General features: G+C 61.7%; 19 protein-coding genes. 5 read left to right on the plus strand and 14 right to left on the minus strand.

Features of this window, described 5'->3' with window-relative positions; translation table 11 throughout:
- Positions 1-34: 34 nt before the first annotated feature.
- Positions 35-1,360 (minus strand): putative DNA modification/repair radical SAM protein, encoded by a 1,326-nt coding sequence (locus D3Y59_RS09625; RefSeq protein WP_119444862.1) that lies wholly within the window; start codon positions 1,358-1,360, stop codon positions 35-37.
- Between the two features lie 185 nt (positions 1,361-1,545).
- On the opposite strand from D3Y59_RS09625, the gene D3Y59_RS09630 reads away from it, so the two are divergent.
- The 4 genes from D3Y59_RS09630 to D3Y59_RS09645 all read left to right on the plus strand — a co-directional run bounded on the left by D3Y59_RS09630 (position 1,546) and on the right by D3Y59_RS09645 (position 6,097).
- Complete coding sequence (locus D3Y59_RS09630) at positions 1,546-3,438, plus strand: BamA/TamA family outer membrane protein (protein ID WP_162910669.1); 1,893 nt, start codon at positions 1,546-1,548, stop codon at positions 3,436-3,438.
- A 393-nt stretch (positions 3,439-3,831) separates the two neighbouring features.
- The gene (locus tag D3Y59_RS09635; RefSeq protein ID WP_119446411.1) at positions 3,832-4,662 is read left to right on the plus strand and encodes a CvfB family protein; all 831 of its coding nucleotides are present in this window, start codon (positions 3,832-3,834) and stop codon (positions 4,660-4,662) included.
- An 86-nt stretch (positions 4,663-4,748) separates the two neighbouring features.
- Positions 4,749-5,438 carry an NAD-dependent epimerase/dehydratase family protein gene (locus D3Y59_RS09640; RefSeq protein WP_119444864.1) on the plus strand — a complete coding sequence of 230 codons (690 nt, stop codon included), beginning with the start codon at positions 4,749-4,751 and terminating at the stop codon, positions 5,436-5,438.
- A gap of 77 nt (positions 5,439-5,515) precedes the next feature.
- A complete protein-coding gene (locus tag D3Y59_RS09645) occupies positions 5,516-6,097 on the plus strand; it encodes a hypothetical protein (protein WP_119444865.1) in 582 nt (193 codons plus the stop codon).
- A gap of 83 nt (positions 6,098-6,180) precedes the next feature.
- On the opposite strand, the gene D3Y59_RS09650 is transcribed toward D3Y59_RS09645, so the two are convergent.
- The 8 genes from D3Y59_RS09650 to D3Y59_RS09685 form a co-directional block, all read right to left on the minus strand.
- Entirely contained in the window at positions 6,181-6,444 is a 264-nt protein-coding gene (locus D3Y59_RS09650; RefSeq protein WP_119444866.1) for a hypothetical protein, read from the minus strand.
- 153 nt (positions 6,445-6,597) lie between these two features.
- Positions 6,598-7,251 (minus strand): OmpH family outer membrane protein, encoded by a 654-nt coding sequence (locus D3Y59_RS09655; RefSeq protein ID WP_119444867.1) that lies wholly within the window; start codon positions 7,249-7,251, stop codon positions 6,598-6,600.
- 201 nt (positions 7,252-7,452) lie between these two features.
- A complete protein-coding gene (locus tag D3Y59_RS09660) occupies positions 7,453-8,427 on the minus strand; it encodes a succinylglutamate desuccinylase/aspartoacylase family protein (RefSeq protein WP_240410324.1) in 975 nt (324 codons plus the stop codon).
- A 156-nt stretch (positions 8,428-8,583) separates the two neighbouring features.
- Complete coding sequence (locus tag D3Y59_RS09665; protein ID WP_119444868.1) at positions 8,584-10,647, minus strand: HelD family protein; 2,064 nt, start codon at positions 10,645-10,647, stop codon at positions 8,584-8,586.
- Between the two features lie 367 nt (positions 10,648-11,014).
- Complete coding sequence (gene rimK, locus D3Y59_RS09670) at positions 11,015-11,962, minus strand: 30S ribosomal protein S6--L-glutamate ligase (protein WP_119444869.1); 948 nt, start codon at positions 11,960-11,962, stop codon at positions 11,015-11,017.
- A 51-nt stretch (positions 11,963-12,013) separates the two neighbouring features.
- Entirely contained in the window at positions 12,014-12,493 is a 480-nt protein-coding gene (locus D3Y59_RS09675) for an ATP-dependent zinc protease family protein (RefSeq protein WP_119444870.1), read from the minus strand.
- A 77-nt stretch (positions 12,494-12,570) separates the two neighbouring features.
- Positions 12,571-13,677 carry a PQQ-dependent sugar dehydrogenase gene (locus D3Y59_RS09680; RefSeq protein WP_119444871.1) on the minus strand — a complete coding sequence of 369 codons (1,107 nt, stop codon included), beginning with the start codon at positions 13,675-13,677 and terminating at the stop codon, positions 12,571-12,573.
- 48 nt (positions 13,678-13,725) lie between these two features.
- Entirely contained in the window at positions 13,726-14,019 is a 294-nt protein-coding gene (locus D3Y59_RS09685) for a 2TM domain-containing protein (RefSeq protein WP_119444872.1), read from the minus strand.
- Positions 14,020-14,203: 184 nt separating this feature from the next.
- Here D3Y59_RS09685 and D3Y59_RS09690 point away from each other — a divergent pair, with 184 nt between their 5' ends.
- The gene (locus D3Y59_RS09690) at positions 14,204-14,764 is read left to right on the plus strand and encodes an O-acetyl-ADP-ribose deacetylase (RefSeq protein WP_119444873.1); all 561 of its coding nucleotides are present in this window, start codon (positions 14,204-14,206) and stop codon (positions 14,762-14,764) included.
- Here D3Y59_RS09690 and D3Y59_RS09695 read toward each other — a convergent pair.
- From D3Y59_RS09695 to D3Y59_RS09715, 5 genes are all read right to left on the minus strand, one after another.
- Positions 14,761-15,573: an alpha/beta fold hydrolase gene (locus tag D3Y59_RS09695; protein ID WP_119444874.1), complete on the minus strand. Its 813-nt coding sequence runs from the start codon at positions 15,571-15,573 to the stop codon at positions 14,761-14,763. The genes D3Y59_RS09690 and D3Y59_RS09695 overlap by 4 nt on opposite strands.
- Positions 15,574-15,678: 105 nt before the next feature.
- Positions 15,679-16,221 (minus strand): DUF502 domain-containing protein, encoded by a 543-nt coding sequence (locus tag D3Y59_RS09700; protein ID WP_119444875.1) that lies wholly within the window; start codon positions 16,219-16,221, stop codon positions 15,679-15,681.
- A 75-nt stretch (positions 16,222-16,296) separates the two neighbouring features.
- Positions 16,297-17,181: a 4-hydroxy-3-methylbut-2-enyl diphosphate reductase gene (locus D3Y59_RS09705; RefSeq protein ID WP_119444876.1), complete on the minus strand. Its 885-nt coding sequence runs from the start codon at positions 17,179-17,181 to the stop codon at positions 16,297-16,299.
- Positions 17,182-17,286: 105 nt separating this feature from the next.
- Positions 17,287-17,991, minus strand: a complete 705-nt coding sequence (gene cmk / locus D3Y59_RS09710; RefSeq protein WP_119444877.1) for a (d)CMP kinase — start codon at positions 17,989-17,991, stop codon at positions 17,287-17,289.
- Complete coding sequence (locus D3Y59_RS09715) at positions 17,988-18,407, minus strand: hypothetical protein (RefSeq protein WP_119444878.1); 420 nt, start codon at positions 18,405-18,407, stop codon at positions 17,988-17,990. Before D3Y59_RS09715 ends, cmk begins: the two co-directional genes overlap by 4 nt.
- Positions 18,408-18,553 lie beyond the last annotated feature (146 nt).

Here is an 18,553-nt window from a genome sequence, read left to right on the forward strand (position 1 = left end):
GGCGGTGGAGAAGGAAGAGTCGAATGCCTAGGGTTTAGCCAGCTTGGCGAAACAAATCGAGTTGGGGCGACACCAGATCGGGCGGCGCGATGATGGTGGGCTCGGGCGCGAACAAATCGAGCTGGCGCTTTACCAGGGCCGAGCGGGTTTGGCCGTCGCCGTACAAAATCTTGCGGCGCACGGTTTGCTCGTCGTAGTCGCGCTTTTCGAGGGCCATGCCGCGGCACGTGATGAAGTAGCGCGCACGGCGCAGCACCACGCCAAACTTGTGCAGGTGGTCGAGGGTAAGCGGAGCAAAGCGGCGGGCTGCCACAATGCGCTTTGCCGACTTCATACCCACACCCGGCACGCGCAAGATGAGCTCGTAATCGGCGGTGTTCACGTCCACCGGAAACACGTGGCGGTTGCGCAAGGCCCACGCCAGCTTCGGGTCGATTTCCAGATCGAGGTGCGGATGGTGCGGATCGAGAATTTCATCGGCATCGAACCCGTAGAAGCGCATCAGCCAGTCGCTCTGGTACAGGCGGTGCTCACGCATCAGCGGGGGCTGCACCACTTGGGGCAGGCGGTCGTCGCCGCTCACGGGCACGTAGCCCGAGTAGTACACGCGCTTCAGCCCGTAGCCTTTATACAGGCCGTCGGCGAGCTTGATGATCTGGTGGTCGGTTTCGGGCGAGGCGCCTACTACCAGCTGAGTGGTTTGGCCGGCGGGGGCAAACTGCGGCACTTTCCGAAACAGCTCGCGCTCCTCGCGGTTTTCGGCCACTTTGGTCTGGATCTGACTCATCGGAGTCAGAATCTCCTCGTAGTTCTTCTCGGGCGCGAGGGCCTTCAGGCTTAGCTCCGAAGGCAGCTCAATGTTTACGCTGAGGCGGTCGGCGTACAAGCCGGCTTCCTGGATCAGCTCTTCCGAAGCGCCCGGAATGGTTTTGAGGTGGATGTAGCCGTTGAACTTCTCCTCGAGGCGCAGCTTTTTGCAGATGCGCACGAGGCGCTCCATGGTGTAGTCGGGCGAGGAGAAGATGCCCGAGCTCAGGAACAAGCCCTCGATGTAGTTGCGGCGGTAGAAGTTCATGGTCAGGTCCACTACTTCCTCTACCGTAAAGGCGGCGCGCTTCACGTCGTTGCTCTTGCGCGACACGCAGTACGCGCAATCGAAAATGCAGTGATTGGTGAGCAGAATCTTCAGCAGCGATACGCAGCGGCCGTCCTCGGTGTACGAATGGCAAATGCCCATGCCCTCGGCATTGCCCAAGCCACGGTTTTCGTTTTTGCGCTTGCCACCGCTGCTCGAGCACGATGCATCGTACTTCGCGGCATCTGCCAAAATACTTAGCTTTTCCTGAATCCGCTCGTTCATCAAAAGGGTGGCTTTCGGGGTGTAAACAAATAGAAAAACCGCTGATTACGCAACAATGTTCCGCCAAAAAGCCCGACTAATTTTTTTAGAATTAGTTCCCGAGTTCAACGCCACGCCTAGGCTTTCGTATCTTCGGCAGCAACCCCGAGCCGGTGGCCCGGGCCTGCCCTCCTGTGTTCAGCCTATTGCCCCGCTTTAGCCTACTCGCCCTCCTGTTGCTGCTGCATTGCTGCAGGCCAGCCGGCCAGGCTTTTGCCCAGCAAGTACCACCGGCCGATACCACCCGCCGCCCGGCGGCCGAGCCGCCTGCCGATACCGTGCGCAAGCGCATCGACGAGCAGCGCATCCTGAGCGGCCTGCGCAACTACGTGCGGCGCAAAACGCTGATTAGCCGGGCGGCTTCGGCCTTATTCAACTTCACCGAGCGCCGCGAAGAGCAAGCCGGCCTCGATGCCACCCTGCTCGACCGCCAGTACGACCGCCACAACTACAAAGTGGTGCGGCGCGTGGAGGTGCAAACCCTCGACGCGTTTGGCTACAACATCAACGACACCACGCGCGTGCCGCGCAACTTCCTGGAGAAAGGCGGCAACGCGCTGCACATCGTAACGGCGCGGCGCAAGGTGCGCAAGCTGCTGCTGTTTCGGCCGGGGCAAGAGCTGCAACCGCAAGCACTGGCCGAAACCGAGCGCCTGCTGCGCCAAACCAACTTTATCCTGGACGCGCGCGTGCTGGTGAACGAGCGCACCTCCACGCGCGACAGCGTCGATATCAAGGTTATTACCAAAGACGTGTTCAGCACCAGCGCGGGCTTGCAAATCCGCGACGTGGGCGCGGGCGTGCTTACCCTGCGCGACAAAAATTTTCTGGCGCGCGGCCACGATTTCCGCAACCGCTTCAGCTACGGCCGCCCCGATCCGCAGGGCTGGGCCTACGACGGCAGCTACACCGTGCCGCTGCGCAACTACCTGGTGGCCCAGGCGCGCTACCGCAACCAATACCAAACCGAGGAAAAAGCGGCCTCGCTCTCGCGCGGGTTTGTGGCCGTAAACACGCGCTACGCCTACTCCCTAGGTGCCGCGCAGTACCACTACGGCATTCAGCAGGGCAACCCCGAGCCGGGCCAGGAGCCTACCTTCAGCCCGCTCGATTTTACCGTGGCCGATGCCTGGCTGGGCCGTGCCTACCAGCCCCGCTCTTACGACCTAGGCTACGAAAACCCGGCCCGCATTATCGTGGCCGGCCGCCTGGTGCGCACCGATTACGCCCGCCGCCCCAACGCCACTTTCGCCAACAGCACCCTGGGGCTGCTGAGCGTGGGCTACAGCGTGCGCCGCTATTACAAAGACCGCTACCTCTTCGGCTTTGGCCGCACCGAGGACGTGCCCACCGGCAGCCTGCTTACCGTTACGGGCGGCTACGACCTGAACGAGAACGGCAACCGCCCCTACGTGGGCACGCGCCTGGGCCTGGCGGGCTTTAGCCCGCTGCGGGGCTACCTCTACATGAGCGGTGAGTACGGGCGCTTTTTGCGCAACGGCCGCTGGGCGCAGGGCGCTTTCACGGGCGAGGTGCTGGCGTTTACGCGCCTCTACCACACGGGCAACTGGCAGTGGCGCCATTTCTTCTGGAACCGCACGCTCATGGGCATCAACCGCCTGCCCGATGAACTGCCCCTGAACATTGAGGAGCAGCGCGGGCTGCGCGGTTTCCGGCCCGAGCAGCAGCTGCGCGGCCGCTCGCGCTTCGTCGTCAATTACGAGGCGAACGTGTTCACGCCGGTGTCGTTTTTGGGCTTCCGCTTAGCGGGCATTGCGTTTGTTGATGCGGCCTGGCTGAGCACCAACGGCCGTACCTCGCCCTTCCGCGACAAGCCTTATACCGGTTTCGGCTTTGGCCTACGCTTCCGCAACGAATACCTCGCCGTGAACACCATTCAGCTGTACTTCGGTTTTTACCCGCGCGGGTTCGGCGACGGCACCGGCTCGCGCATCTTCCAAACAACGCGTAATTACTACACCTTCAGCGACTTTAGCTTCGGGCAACCCAGCATCGTTCGCTACGATCAGTTTCAGTGAGGACAGTTTAGGAGTTTGTGAGTTTATGAAGTGTTGAGGTGTGGTTTTCCTGGCGCCATTCACCTTCGATGTGTTGCGGCTGAGGCGTTTGTGGGTTTTTACGGTGCGAAGGTTTGGCGCTGATAGCCGGCGTCAAGCGCCAGGCACCCGCCGCAGCCCCACGTTCGGGCAACGTGCGCACCTCTGCCAACTCCCAAACTCAAAACTCACTAACTCATTAACTGCTTAAACTCTTTAACTCATAAACTCAAAACTGACTTATCTATTATCACCTTTGCAGCCGCGCGCAAGCCTTTCGGGGTGCCGATTGCGTAATGCATAGAAGCCGCGCGGCTCAATGATCATGGCTCATTGATCATTGTTCATTGCTAATTGATCATTGCCTTTCCGCCCATGAACCTAGGAGATTACAACGAACTGGAAGTAGCCCGCTTTGTCGAATTTGGGGTGTACCTCACCTCCGACGACGGCGACATTCTGCTGCCCGACCGCTACGTGCCGGCCGGCGTGCAAGTGGGCGACGTGCTGCGCGTGTTCGTGTACCGCGACTCCGAAGACCGCCTCGTGGCTACTACCGAGCAACCCCTGGCGCGCGTGGGCGATTTTGCGGCCCTCGCCGTGAAGGACGTAACAAACATGGGTGCTTTCCTGGATTGGGGCCTGATGAAAGACCTGCTGCTGCCCTTGCGCAACCAGCCCAAGCGCGTGCGCACCGGCGACCGGGTGGTGGTGTACGTGTACGTCGACGATGCCTCCGACCGCCTGGTGGCCACCGCCAAGTGGGAGAAATTTACCGACCACGAGCCGCAACTGGAGCCCGGCCAGGAGGTACAGTTGCTTATTGCCGGCGAAAGCGACCTAGGCTACGCCGCCGTGGTCGACAGCCGCTACCAGGGCATGTTATTTCGCAACGAGGTGTTCCGGCCCATGCGCACCGGCGATGTGCTGCGCGGCTACGTGCGCCAGGTGCGCCCCGACGGCAAAGTAGACGTAAGCCTGCAACGCCAGGGCTACGACGAGGCCCTGGCCGCAGCCGACGCCCTAACGCAGGCCCTGCGCCAGGCCGGCGGCACCTTGCCCCTCACCGACCGCACCGACCCCGAAGAAATTTACCGCCGCTTGGGCATGAGCAAAAAAGTGTTCAAGAAAGCCCTAGGTGCCTTATACCGCCGCGGGGCCGTGCACCTGGCCGACGACCACACCCGCCTCATCGACGAAGAGTAAGCCCCAAGCACCTAGGCAACCTTCGGGCGCGTGCTCCGTTGGGAAAACCGCCGAACTCTACTCCCCACTGCTCCTCTACGCGCGCCATGGCCCCTTCTTCGTCGGCCCCCCAAAAAGTAGCCCTCATTGCCGGTGCCAGCGGTTTGGTGGGCAGCTACCTGCTCCCGTTGCTGCTGAACAGCGGACGTTACGCCAAAGTAATTGCCTTGAGCCGCCGCCCGCTGCAGCTAGTGCACCCCAAGCTCGATCAGCGCGTGGTCGATTTCGACCGCCTCGAAGACCACCGCCTCTCGCTTATCGCCGACGACGTATTTTGCTGCCTGGGCACCACCATGCGGCAAGCTGGTTCCAAGGAAGCCTTTTACAAGGTCGATTACCTGTACGTGGTGAAGCTGGCGGCGCTTACGGCCGCCAACTTTGCGGCGCAGTTTATGGTGGTGTCGGCCATGGGGGCCGATGTGGCATCGGCGTTCTACTACAACCGCGTGAAGGGCGACATGGAGGCGGCGGTGCGCCAAACGCCGTTCCGGGCCATTCACGTTTTCCGGCCTTCGTTGCTGCTCGGCGACCGGACCGACAAACGCCTGGGCGAGCAAGTGGGCGCCGTGGTGCTGCGCCTGCTCAACCCGCTGCTGGTGGGCCCGCTTAAGCGCTACCGCGGCATACCCGCCCAAGCCGTGGCGCAAGGCATGCTGAACGCGGCTTACCAGGAGGGCGGCGGCGTGCGCGTGTACCTCTCCGATGAAATTGCCAGCGGCATTTCGCCCACGGCCTAGAATTGCACCGCAAGCCGTATGTTTGCCTGATAAAGCATAGATAAACGGCTTACGCTTAGCATTTCTTGTACCTTTTCATGAACAAACCTGCTATCATCCTGCTCCTGCTGGCTTTGTGCCTGCCGGTTAGCTGGGCTTCGGCTCAATCCAAAAAAAGCTCTTCCAAATCGTCGGGCGGCAACGGCGGCGCGGGCTACCAAACGGCCATTGGCTTGCGCGGCGGCAACTACGCTTCGGGCCTCACCATCAAGCACTTTACGGGCGGCAAAAACGTAGCCATCGAAGGCTTAATTACCACCGAGTACTACGCCAAGGGCGTGCGCGGCACTCTGCTGTTCGAAAAGCACTTTCCGCTGAAAGAGCTGCGCGGGTTTCAGTTTTACGTGGGCGCAGGCCTGCACGCCGGCGCCTACCGCGGCCGCTACTACTACGATGTGGCCTACCGCCAGCGAAACAAAAAGTACGAGGTGTACCGCTACTATTACTACGATGACAAGGTATACCCCGTGTTCGGCGGCGACTTCCTGGCCGGCGCCGAGTACAAGTTCGACGACCTGCCCATCGTAGTCGGCGTCGATATCAAGCCGTACTTCGATATTTTCGACGGCCGCACCGCTGCTTACACCGATGGTGCCGTGAGCATACGCTTCACGTTCTAATCCAGGAGCGCAAGCTTTATAGCCTTAACGAAACGGCCGCCGGAGCAATCCGGCGGCCGTTTCGTTGCTTGCGACCTAGGTGCTTACCGCACAATAATTACGCGCCGGCCGGGCCGGGGAGCCGGCGGGTAGTAGGGCGCGCGGTAGCCGTGGCGGTACGGGGCCGGACGGTAGTAGCGCGGAGCACGCGGGGCGTAGTACGGGCGCGGAGCCGGGTAAGGCCGCACCACCACGGGCCGCGGAGCGGGGGCTACCACCACGGTGCGGGCCGGCGTAACGCAGCTGCTCAGCATGGCGCCCGCGGCAGCTACTAGCACGGCCAACGAGGTTTTCAGAAGTGTTTTCATAGCGGTCAATGGTTCGGGCTTCTTGCTGCATTAGAGTATTCGGCCGCCCCTAGGTTTAATGGGCCCGCCAAGCACCCGGCAGCCAATAACGAACAACGCCCCGCCTGCACCGGAGTGCTAGCGGGGCGTTGCCAGGGCAGCGAGTGGGGCTGCTTATTTCTTGCTGCGGTTGGCGTACTCGGCGTTCAGGCGGCCCAGTATTTCCTTCGTAATGTCGAGGCCGGGGCGGGCGTAGGCAATGGTGCCACCGCCGGCTACCAGTATCAGGTCGTAGTCGTTTTCCTTGCCGTAGGCTTCGAGCAGTTTGTTCACGCGGGTGAGCACCTGCTCGGTCATCTTGGCTTCTTCTTGCTGGGCCTGCTGCTGCAGCTGCTGCTGTTTGGCGGCTACTTGCTGCTCTTGGGCTTGCAGGCGCTGCACGGTAGCGGCGCGTTGCTCGTCGGTGAGGCCGGCAGCGGTTTTTTCGTAGGCTTGGGCGGCGGCTTGCAGGCCGCGCACGTTTTGCTCGTGCTGACGCTCCCAGCCGGCTATTTTCCGCTCAAACGCCTTGCGTGCATCCTGCAGGCCTTTGTACTGATCGAGGAGCTTGCTCGACTCCACGTAGGCGACTTTGCGCAGGTTGTCTTCGGGCAGGGCCGGCGCTGCTTTGGCCGTATCGAGGGCGACAACCTTCGTTTCTTTGGCGGGCGCGGTGGCCGCGGCAACGGGCGCCGGGGCAGCGGGCTTTTGGGCGAAGTGGAGGTAAAACAACACGCCCACGGCTATCAGCAGGATAGCGTTCAGCGCCAGTTGAAGCGAATTCTTCATGCGTTGGAAAATCGAAAAATCAACCGGCTACGGCCACCGGCTCCCGGCAAAGAAACGCAGAAACCCGCAGGTTTTGACATAGGCCGAGAAATCAGCCAACGGCCTGCCTTGCCCCACCACGCCGCCCTAGGTGCCCCGCACGCAACTGGCTGCATTTGTGGCTGGGGTTGCCGCAGGTACCGCGGGGCTGGGGTTGGCTGGCTACCCTCGCTCCGGCACGCCAATGTGCAGCAGCGCGTCGCCTTGGTTTACCACGGGCATGTGGTTGAGGCCGATAATATAGCCGCTTACCGGCGCCACCAGCCGCACGGCCATTTCGCCGTAGGGGTCGGCCACAATGCCGTACTCCTGCCCTTTCTCCACGTACTGGCCGGTTTGCAGGTGCGTCCGGAAGAGGCCCGCAAACTTGGCCCGCAGCCAGGTATGCTTGCGGCACACCACCGGGGCCTGCGTGGGCTCGGGCGCTTCGGCCAGCATGCCTAGGTGCTTGAGAAAGCGGAAGGTGCCGGCAGTAGCTATTTCGATGCCGTACTCATCGAGCCGCAACGACTCGCCGGTTTCGTACACGATAATGCGGCGGCCTTGCCGCATGGCCGCCTCGCGCAACGAGCCGGGGCGCAAATCGGCGTGCAGGGTAAAGGGCGCGGCAAAAGCGGTAGCCAGGGCATCGGTTTCGGCGTCTTCGCCCAGCAGGCAACGCACCTGCGGGTGGTTGGAGCGCGCCGCGCCGCCCGTGTGGTAATCGATGCCGTAATCAACCAAGGGCATGATTTCGCGCATGAAGCGGTGCGCCACCCGGCTAGCCACCGAGCCCCTGGGTGAGCCGGGGAACGAACGGTTCACGTCCTTGCCATCGGGCACCTCGCGCGAAAAGTTGAGGAAGCCGTAGATGTTGAGGATGGGAATGGCGATGATGGTGCCGCGCAACGGGCGCTGCAGTTGCCCCCGCCGAATCATGCGCCGAATGGTTTCGATGCCGTTTACCTCGTCGCCGTGCATGCCGGCCATCAGCAGCACCGTGGGCCCGGGCTCCACGGCCCGAAACACGTGCACTGGCACATCGATAACCGAGCCCGAGGGCAGCTTGGAAATTACCAGCCGCGTGAGCAACTGCTCGCCCGGGCCGATGATGTGGTTGTTGAGCAGGATATCGGGGTTGCGGGCGGGCGTACTCAAGAGCGCGAATAAAAGGAAACGAAGCGGTGGCTCGGCAGCTACCAGCAACCACCGGGCCACACCGCTCCTAATTACCCATTATTTGCCGATTTAGCGCCCTGCCTCCTACGGCCTGCGCTCGGGTCTGGCACCTAGGGCCGCGCGTTGCCGGCGCGTTTAAGCCGACAAGAAGGCCGTCGGCTCGGCGGTGTACGTGAGCGTGAGGCGGTGCATGGCGCGGGTGCAGGCCACGTACAGCATGCTTTTATCTACCTCGGTGCGGTAGTTGCGCGCCGAGGCAAAGGGCACAATCACCTCGTCGAACTCGAGCCCCTTGGCCAAATGAGCAGTGGTAACGATGACGCCTTCCTTGAAAGCCGTTGACTCCTCGGTAAGCAAATACACGCCGGGGCCCTGCAGCGCCTCGTGCACCTGCGCTGCCTGCCGCTGGGTTTTGCAAATGATACCTAGGGAATGGTTACCGGAGCTGCGGAAGGCTGCCACCAGTTCCTGCACGGCCTGCAGCTCCTCGGCCGGGCTGGCGTAGCGAACCACGGCGGGCTCCGGACCGTGGCGCTCCAGCGGCATGATGTGCGGGTTGGGGCTGATGCGCTGCGCGAAGGCGGTAATTTCCAGCGTGGAGCGGTAGCTGCGGTTCAGCCGCACCACGTCGGCCTGCGGAAACACGCGCTCGATGGTTTCGGCCGAGGAGGCGCTGTACGGGTTCACCGTTTGGCTGACGTCGCCCAGAATGGTTTTGCGGCAGTGGAACAGGCGCGACAGCACGGCGTATTGCACCGGGGTGTAGTCCTGCATTTCGTCAACGAGCAAGTGCTTTACGTGGTCGTAGCCGGCGAGGCCCTCCATGCGAATGCGCAGGTAAATCAGGGCAAACACGTCGGCGTACTCCAGGGGCCGCTGCGGGTCGAGCTTGAGCAGATCGGGCCGGCCAACCCAGCGGTAAAAGTCGCGGTAAAATTCCAGCACATTCGCGTACCGGAACATGCGCGGTATGCCCTCCCCGATGGTGGCTTTTTCGCCGCCCGTGAGCTTGCGGTCCACTTTGTCGCGTACGTACGCACGCACGTCGTTGGCCACCTGCCCAAAGCGCCGGAGCAGCGGCACGCGGTGGTAGGCCTTAAACTTTTGCTGAATAAACGCCCCCGGCACCACGGTGCGGCCCACGCGCAGGTCGGCCACGCTGAAGTAGTTGTTCTCGACGTGCAGCAGGTACTGGTTTAGCTGGCTCAAAAACTCCGCCGACGACTTAAACCGAATCCGCTCGATGAAGGCCGCATCGTGCCGCTCGAGCAAGGCTGCTACCTGCTCGAAAAACGTCTGGAACCGGAACTGCCCCTGGAGCAGATCGGCGGCCAGCTCCTCCATGCCCAGCTCCGGAATGTGCTCCTCGCCCAGCTCGGGCAGCACGTTGCTGATGTAGTCGGCGAATACCTTGTTGGGCGAGATGATGAGGATGTCCTTGGCCGCAATGGTGTCGCGGAAGCGGTAGAGCAAAAAGGCAATGCGGTGTAAGGCAATGGAGGTTTTGCCCGAGCCGGCCACCCCCTGAATGACCATCACCGTCGCGTCCTCGTTGCGGATAACCGCGTTCTGGTCGCGCTGAATCGTGGCGACGATGTTCTTCATCTTGTCGTCCGACGACTTGGCCAGCTCGCGCTGCAGCACGTCGTCGTGGATGTTCACGTCGCTGTCGAGCATGAACTCCATGCGCCCGTCGCGGATGCGGTACTGCCGCTTCAGGGCAATGCGCCCGGGCACGGGGCCCGTTGGACTGTCGTACGACGCCTCGCCCAGCTCAAAATCGTAGAACAGCGAAGAAATGGGCGCCCGCCAATCGTAAATCCGGTTTTGGTGCGTCCGCTCATCCAAAAACGAATGCACCCCGATGTACACCGGCGTGCTCACCTGGTTCGGTGTCACAAAATCGAGGCGGCCGAAGTACGGCGACTGCACCAGCTTAAGCAGCCGGCGGCGCCGGGCCACGGCTGCCGTGCCCGTAAAGGCCATGCGGTCGATGGATTGCCCGGCGGCCACCATGTCGGCCTCGTCGAGGCCCGATTGGTGCTCGTGCAGGTATTGCTTTTGCTGGCGCAGCTCGCCCGAAAACTGCCGCACCGCATCATCCACGCGCTTTACCGCCAGCGTCAGCTGCTCTTTAATCTCCTCGAGGTACTCGCGTTCTTCTTGTTCGGTGGCGTTAATCACTGGCGGCTTTGGCATGGTCCGAAGGGCAAAGGTCGGGGCAAATACCGGCAAACGGCAACTGCCCTTCGCAATTCGGCCTTGGCCACCTTGCTAAACTCCTGCGCCGCGCCGCTGCCTGCCTGGGCCGCGGCGCGGCGCGGTACCTAGGGCCGCTGCACCACCGGCTGTTGGGTAGCTGGCTAACCAACTGGCCAATGCCTCGCCGGTTTCAGCCGAACCCACGCGCCTTCAACCTCTACTTGCAGGCAGCAGTAAGCAAAGCCACGGCGGCAACTGCAACAGGCACTTGCGTAAACGTTACCGCGCAAGCGCCCTATTTACCAGCTGCTTACCCCCCTAGGTGATTTTGGCACCGCAGCTAATGCGCAGCCGCCAACGGCCGTCAATCCGATTGGGTATCGGGCAAGGTTTTGGCCGCCGATTTGGGGCCTACTTTCTTCTTGCTGTCTTTTTTGCGCTTGCTCAACTCCTCGGTGTACTCAATGATTTTGCCGGCAATATCGAGGCCGGTGGCTTTTTCGATGCCCTCCAGCCCCGGCGACGAGTTTACCTCCAGCACCAATGGGCCGCGCTTGCTCTGCAGCATATCCACGCCGGCAATACCTAGGCCCAAGGCTTTGGTAGCCAGCAGGGCAGCGGCTTTTTCGGCGCGCGTCAGCTTCACCAGCTTGCCCGTGCCGCCGCGGTGCAGGTTCGAGCGAAACTCGCCCTCTTTGCCCTGGCGCTTCATGGCCCCTACCACCTCGCCGTTCACCACAAATGCGCGCAGGTCGGCACCTTTGCTTTCGGCAATAAACTCCTGCACAATAATGCGGGCCTTGAGGTTGTGGAAGGCCTCAATAACCGACTGCGCTGCTTTTTCGGTTTCGGCCAGCACCACGCCCAGGCCCTGCGTGCCCTCGAGCAGCTTGATGATAACCGGTGCACCGCCCACCTGCTGAATCATCTCCAGCACCTCGTCGGAGTAATTGGTGAAGGCGGTTTTGGGCATGCCCACGCCGGCGCGCGCCAAAATCTGCATCGAGCGCAGCTTGTCGCGGGAGCGCACAATGGCCTGGCTTTCGATGGCGGTGCGCACTTTCATCATTTCAAACTGGCGCACTACGGCCGTGCCGTAGAAGGTGACCGAGGCCCCGATGCGCGGGATGATGGCATCGAAGCCTTCGAGTTTGCGGCCCTCGTACACAATGCTGGGCGCGCCTTTTTCGAGCACCAGGTTGCACTGCAAATGGTCAACGACTTCAACCTGATGGCCGCGCAGCTCGGCCGCTTCCACCAGGCGCTTCGTGGAGTACAGCTTGGGCTCACGCGAGAGAATCGCCAGTTTCATATGGTAAACGGGGGGTATAGCAGAGGAAGAAAACAAAGGGCCGGCCGCCGGTTACTCGGCGATGTGCAGGTGCTGGCTTTTGTACGACACGTTGCGCCTCGACACATCCACCATCAACCGGGCCCGGCGCAACAACAACCGGCCAATAAGTACGGGGTACTTCATATCGGAGCGGTCGGAAAGCGAAAATTCCGTCTCGAAATCTTCGCCGAACAAGCGAATTACGGCCCTAATTACGTAACGCTCCTGCACTTCGCCGTTGGAGGAGCGAATGTCGCGCAGCGAAAACTCCTCGAACTGAAGCGGCCGGCCGTGGAACGCGGGGTGCGCATCGTCGAGCAGCAGCACGCGCAGCAGCGGGCGCCCGTCGGGCAAGGTATCCACGTGGATGTTGGAGCAGTGGATGGCGCCCGTAAACGCGCCGGTGTCCACCTTGGCCTCTACCCCCCGCAGCTGAAACTGCGGAAAGTCGACAAGCTCGCGGCGGCCTACGATACGCTTCGGGGGTCGTCGGGGGTGGGCCTTTTTCACAGCGGCAAAATACGGGCGCGGCTGCCAGTAGGTAGGTACGCGGGGTCTTTTTTTATTTGGCCCGGCCCTAGGTGCCGCTAGCCCGCGTAGCTGATGCGGTACACGCAGTTGTTCTGGTCGTCGGAAACAAGCAGCGAGCCGTCGGGCATTACCAGCAACGCCACGGGGCGGCCCCAGCTTCGCTCGCCCTGCAGCCAGCCCGAGGCAAAGGTTTCGTAGCTAATGGCTTGCTTGCCGGTGGCATCGAGGCGCACCAGCGTAATGCGGTAACCGATTTTGCTGGCGCGGTTCCAGGAGCCGTGCTCCGGAATAAATATCTGGTTGCGATACGGCGCCGGAAACATGCGCCCGGTGTAAAACTTCATGCCCAGCGGGGCTACGTGCGGGCCCAGCTTGCGCGCCGGCGGCACGAAGGCGCTTGGGCTTTTGCCCCGGCCAAACTGCGGATCGAGGATGTCGCCCTGGTGCACGTACGGAAACCCAAAGTGCTGACCCGGCGCGGCCAGGCGGTTCAGCTCGCAGGCGGGCTTGTCGTTGCCGAGCATGTCGCGGCCGTTGTCGGTAAACCACAACGTCTTATCTACGGGGCTCCAGTCGAAGCCCACGGAGTTGCGCACGCCGTAGGCCACGGTTTCGAGGCCCGTACCGTCGGGGTTCAGGCGGTTGATGGTAGCAAAGATGCGCTGCTCGGGCAGGCACACGTTGCAGGGCGCCCCCACCGGGATGTAGAGCTTGCCATCGGGCCCGAAGTTGATGTACTTCCAGCCGTGGTGCTCCCGGTCGGGCAGTTGGTCGTACACCACCACGGGCCGCGGGTTTTGCTTTAGGCGGGCGGCAATGTTGTCGTAGCGCAAAATGCGGCTGATTTCGGCCACGTACAGGGCGCCGTTGCGCACGGCCACGCCGTTGGGCTCGTTCAGGTTGGCGGCCACGGTAACCACCTCGTCGGCGCGGCCGTCGCGGTTGCGGTCGGGCAGCGCGTACACCTTGTTGCCGCGGGTGCCCACGTACACAGTGCCGTCGGCACCTAGGGCCAAGGAGCGCGCCCCGCCCACGTTCTGGGCAAAGTAGCTGATGCGGAAACCGGCCGGCAGCTTAATGCTTCCTAGGTTATCGGGGCCGGCAACGGGGTTTGCCCCGGCCAGGGGCAGCAACAAAAGCAGGGGCAGCAGTCGGCGGATCATACCGCTACCAACTGCCGCCCCCGCGCAAAGGTTGCAGGTGCCGAGGCGCTACAGGCGGCCGGCCTGCCGCTCGCGCAACAGCCGCTCGTACTCGCGCTCCGACCAGCTTTCCTGCCCGAAGCGGCCGTAGGTAGCCACCGCCTGAATGCCCAGGCCAATGCCCCAGAACAAGGTGGGCCACACCGGCCAGGGCAGCCCGTAGTTGCCCGAATGGCGGCTGGTGAGGGCCCAAATCGTCCAGAGCAGCGCATTAACGAGCACGTAGGTAAGCGCGTGCGATTTGAACTGCGCGCGCGTTTTGGCCATACGCCAGAGTTGGGGGTCGCGGTCGGGGGTAGCCATGACAGTGTTTGGTATCGGTCGGGGTGATGAGAATACCCGAATGTACTGCAGGTGAGTACCCTAGGTCAATAATTTATGTACCGAACGGCAACCATTTGGGGCCGAACCGTCTAAAAAGACCGACGAAGTGTCGGCCGCCGTCGGCCTTCGTCGGTCTTTGGTTTTCCACGCTTTCCGTTGCAGCATGTCACTCCCCCACTCTGCTTCCCACGCATTCGGCCGCATCATGCTCGCCCACGGCGACATCACCCGGCTCGATACCGACGCCATCGTCAACGCGGCCAACTCCTCGCTCCTAGGTGGCGGCGGCGTCGACGGGGCCATTCACCGGGCCGGCGGCGCCCAAATCCTCGACGAGTGCCGCACGATTCGGGCGCGGCAGGGCAATTTGGCCACGGGCAAAGCCGTAATTACCGGCGGCGGCAAGCTGCACGCGCGCCACGTTATTCATACCGTGGGGCCGGTGTGGCAGGGCGGCGGGCAAGAGGAGCCCCAACAGCTGGCCAACTGCTACACCAACTCCCTGCAGCTGGCCGCCGAGCACCAGCTGCGCAGCATTGCGTTTCCGGGCATTAGCACGGGTATTTATGGCTACCCCAAAGCCGAGGCCGCGCGCATTGCCGTGCAAACCGTGCGCGACTACCTGCTGCACCACGAGTTGCCCGAAATAGTGGTGTTTGTGCTGTTCGATGAGGAAAACCTGCACCTCTACGAACGCGAGCTAGCCGCCCTTTCCGAAGCTTAGGCCCAGCGCAGCTCCTCGGGGTGGCGGCGCAAGTAGCTCGCCACGTCGTAGATCAGGCCGGCGTGGCCGGTTTCCAGTATCACGGTGTGGGCGTTGCGAAGCGAGCCGATAAACTCGCGCAGCCCGGCGTGCGGAATTACCCGATCGTAGCGACCTAGGAAAAACGTGACGGGCGTGGGCCGCTGGTTGAGAACTTGCACCAGCCGCCGCGTATCGAACACGAGGTGGCGGAAGCCCGTCCAGCTGCGGTACACGCGCAGGCGTTTTTCGCGGCTGTCGAGTTGCCACTGGGCAAAGCGCACCAGTCCCGTGTCTACGATGCGCCGCTGACCTAGGGCCTCAATCAGGTTGAGCAAGCGCTGGGGGCGCAGCACGGCCCGGCCCAGCACGCCGCGCATCCAAGGCGGGTAAGTAGCCAGCGAATACCAGAACTGCGTTTTGATGCCGTCGGGGGCAATGAGCCAAAGGTGCGCTACGCGCTCGGTAAAGTGCTCAGCCAGCGTGAGGGCAAACTTGGCGCCCATGCTAAAGGCCAGCAACCCAAAGTGCCCAATGCCCTGCTCCTGCAAAAACCGACCTAGGAGCTCGGCCAACCGTTGCTTGCGAATGGGCGAATCGGCCTTGCCCAGCCGGCTGCGGCCGTGGTAAAACAGGTCGAAGGAATAAATGGTAACCTGCTCGCCCAGCAACGCCGCCACGCTGCGCCAGTGGCTTTCGTTTTGGCCGTAGCCGTGAAAGGCCAGCACCGGCAACGGCCCGCGGCCATACACCTGGTAATGCAGCTTGGTAACGCCCGATTCGACGAACATGGTCAATGATCAATTAACAATGAGCAATGAACAATTCAGTACGCAGAAGCTGGCCATTAACCCACCCACAACTGCTCATTGTTCATTGATCATTATTCATTGAACTTACAGCTTCGCCACGCCGCCCGAAACGATAAACTTCATTACCTGGGCGCTTGGTAAATCGAGGTGCACCACGTTTTCGCGGGGCACCAGCAGCAGCTCGCCCGAAAAGTTGTAAGAGTCGGGGAAGTACACGGCCGTCAGGTCGTCGCGGTGCACGCCTGCCATCGACTCCTGCGTAACAAAGCCCAGCTTAAAGCACTCGGTACCGGCAAACACCTTCACCAGCACCGGTTGGCTGAACTTCTGCTCTTCGCCCAACAAAGCATCAAAGATGTCTTTGATACTGGAATACAGGATGTTGATGACGGGCAAGCGGTTCAGGATTCGTTCGCCCAGCACGATGAACGGCCGCACCTGCGTGCCCACGTAGCCCACAATGGTCAGCAGCACCGCAATAAGCAGCAACCCCAGCCCCGGCGGGTACCCCTCGATGGTGAACAAGTTGTTCAGCCACTGCAAGAAGGCCAGCAGAATGTAGACGGTGAGGGTAACGGGCGCCAGAATGAGCAGCCCACGCAAAAAGTAGCCAAGGATTTTTTTCATCGCGGCGAAAAAGAAAGCGCCCGGCCAAAAGCCAGGCGCAAACTACTAAAAGCAGCAGGTTTTAAGCGAAGGTGGTTACGCCACGGCTTCGCCCACTTCGGCAATGCGGTCGGCCACGCGCTGCATCAGCCACATGGGCGTGCTGGTGGCGCCGCAAATGCCCACCGAGGTGGCGCCCTCAAACCAATCGTCTTGCAGCTCCTGCTCGTTTTCTACGAAGTAGCTGCGCGGGTTTTCGTGGTTGACTACCCCAAACAGGGCTTTGCCGTTGGAGCTTTTGCGGCCGCTCACAAACACCACCACGTCGTGCTCGTGCGCGAACTTGCGCAGCTGCGGCTCGCGGTTCGATACTTGCCGGCAAATGGAGTCGTTGGCGTCGAAGGTGGTTAGGTCGCCACCAGCAGCGGCAATGCGCTCCTCCATCATCTGCTTCATGCGGTAAAAGCCCGCGGTACTCTTGGTGGTTTGGCTGAAAAGCGTAACCGGACGCCGGAAGTCGATCTGGTCCAGGTCTTGCTCGGTCATCACCACAATGGCGCGGTTGCCGGTTTGGCCGTTCAGGCCGGTTACCTCGGCGTGGCCGGGTTGGCCGTACAGCACAATTTGCCCGTTTTGGCGGGTGGTGGCGTCGAAGGCGTGCTTCACGCGGTTTTGCAGCTTCAGCACCACCGGGCACGAGGCGTCGATCAGCTCGATGTTGTTGCGCAGGGCCAGCTGATAGGTTTCGGGCGGCTCGCCGTGGGCCCGGATCAGCACTTTGCAATCGTGCAATTGACCCAGCTGTTCGCGGTCAATCACGCGCAGGCCCTGCTGGTGCAGGCGCTCTACCTCCATGCGGTTATGCACGATATCGCCCAAGCAGTACAGCTCCGCGGAGTGGCCCAGCTCGTCTTCGGCCATCTGAATGGCGTACTCCACGCCGAAGCAGTACCCGGAATTCTTATCGATGGTGACGTTCATGTCGGTCGGTTCTTTTAGCCCAGCCGGCTGGCCTTCCCGCAGCTCTGCCGACTAACGTACCCTAGGGCACGAATCATTCCAAACTCTGCCGGGGCGGGCGTTTTGTCAGCCGATTTCGGCGGCCCGCAACCCATCCACCAATACGGAGGATACGCGCTCCAGGACGAAATCCACCTGCTCATCAATTGTAATGTGCGAGGTGTCGAGCAGCACGGCATCGGCTGCGCGGCGCAAGGGGCTTTCGGCACGCGTCGAATCGAGGTAGTCGCGCTTCTGCAAGTTCTGGACAATGTCGTCGAGCGATACTTGCTCGCCTTTGGTGGCCAGCTCCACTTGCCGGCGCATGGCGCGGGTGTGCACGTCGGCGGTCATGAAGATTTTCACCTCGGCGTCGGGAAACACGGTGGTGCCAATGTCGCGGCCATCCATTACCACGCCGCGCTTGCGGGCCATGCGCTGCTGCTGGCGCACCATGGCGTGGCGCACGGCCGGAATAACCGACACTTCGCTTACAGCGTTGGAAATGCGCATCTGGCGGATTTCATCCTCCCGGATGACGCCGTCGAGGCACAGTTCGTTGCGCCCCGTGCGGCGGTTCCGCTTGAAGGTAATCTGCATATTGTGGAGGGCTTCCTCCACCCGCGGCAAGTCCTCGAACGCGATGTTGTGCTCGAGCAGGTAAAGCGTGACCCCGCGGTACATGGCCCCGGTGTCGATGTAAGCATAGCCAAGTTCGGCGGCAACGGCTTTGGCCGTAGTGCTTTTGCCGCAGGAAGAGTAGCCGTCGATGGCTATGACGATGTTTTTCATCTGGTGAGCGGTCGGCGGGCCGTCGTCGGGAGCGGGAGCGGAATCCACGTCAACCGACGAGCGGGCTGCGCCGTCAGGCGGCTGGGTACCGATTGGTAAAACCCAGACACCGATTCGGCGAGTCCATGCGTCAGTTGGCGGTCCACATGCTCGAACGGCCGCACAAAGGTATGCGCTCCAAGTTGGATGCCCACCACCCCGGCTTCATTGTGTATCCAGCAGCCCCCAAACGCGCGGATGATGCACTCGCCCAAAAACGAGCCCAACGCACTGACTACGTTTACTTTGTCGGCATCGCCAATATCGTGGCGCTGCTTTTCAATAAATTCAGCAAGTATTTGAACCGCGGCCTCGTCGAAGGCGGGTACATTGAGCTGTTGCCGCACAGCTTCGGCGGCAGCACGCAACTCTTCCATGGCAATAGGTGAAATAGAAAGAAGGAAAGAAGGACGAACCCGCTAACGGGTGATTACGTAGTTACAAAAGTTTTGCTGGATACCCGAATTGCGGGCAAAAAAAATCGCCTCTGGGGAGGCGATTATGAAAAAATAATAAGATTTTT

This window comes from Hymenobacter oligotrophus, from assembly GCF_003574965.1.
Classification (GTDB): Bacteria; Bacteroidota; Bacteroidia; order Cytophagales; family Hymenobacteraceae; genus Solirubrum; species Solirubrum oligotrophum.

Coding starts and splice junctions, on each gene's coding strand:
- rimK (WP_119444869.1), bottom strand. CDS start 11,962: ATGAAACTGGCGATTCTCTCGCGTGAGCCCAAGCTGTACTCCACGAAG.
- D3Y59_RS09715 (WP_119444878.1), bottom strand. CDS start 18,407: ATGGAAGAGTTGCGTGCTGCCGCCGAAGCTGTGCGGCAACAGCTCAAT.
- D3Y59_RS09690 (WP_119444873.1), top strand. CDS start 14,204: ATGTCACTCCCCCACTCTGCTTCCCACGCATTCGGCCGCATCATGCTC.
- D3Y59_RS09680 (WP_119444871.1), bottom strand. CDS start 13,677: ATGATCCGCCGACTGCTGCCCCTGCTTTTGTTGCTGCCCCTGGCCGGG.
- D3Y59_RS09705 (WP_119444876.1), bottom strand. CDS start 17,181: ATGAACGTCACCATCGATAAGAATTCCGGGTACTGCTTCGGCGTGGAG.
- cmk (WP_119444877.1), bottom strand. CDS start 17,991: ATGAAAAACATCGTCATAGCCATCGACGGCTACTCTTCCTGCGGCAAA.
- D3Y59_RS09695 (WP_119444874.1), bottom strand. CDS start 15,573: ATGTTCGTCGAATCGGGCGTTACCAAGCTGCATTACCAGGTGTATGGC.
- D3Y59_RS09700 (WP_119444875.1), bottom strand. CDS start 16,221: ATGAAAAAAATCCTTGGCTACTTTTTGCGTGGGCTGCTCATTCTGGCG.
- D3Y59_RS09635 (WP_119446411.1), top strand. CDS start 3,832: ATGAACCTAGGAGATTACAACGAACTGGAAGTAGCCCGCTTTGTCGAA.
- D3Y59_RS09650 (WP_119444866.1), bottom strand. CDS start 6,444: ATGAAAACACTTCTGAAAACCTCGTTGGCCGTGCTAGTAGCTGCCGCG.
- D3Y59_RS09665 (WP_119444868.1), bottom strand. CDS start 10,647: ATGCCAAAGCCGCCAGTGATTAACGCCACCGAACAAGAAGAACGCGAG.
- D3Y59_RS09640 (WP_119444864.1), top strand. CDS start 4,749: ATGGCCCCTTCTTCGTCGGCCCCCCAAAAAGTAGCCCTCATTGCCGGT.
- D3Y59_RS09685 (WP_119444872.1), bottom strand. CDS start 14,019: ATGGCTACCCCCGACCGCGACCCCCAACTCTGGCGTATGGCCAAAACG.
- D3Y59_RS09625 (WP_119444862.1), bottom strand. CDS start 1,360: ATGAACGAGCGGATTCAGGAAAAGCTAAGTATTTTGGCAGATGCCGCG.
- D3Y59_RS09645 (WP_119444865.1), top strand. CDS start 5,516: ATGAACAAACCTGCTATCATCCTGCTCCTGCTGGCTTTGTGCCTGCCG.
- D3Y59_RS09655 (WP_119444867.1), bottom strand. CDS start 7,251: ATGAAGAATTCGCTTCAACTGGCGCTGAACGCTATCCTGCTGATAGCC.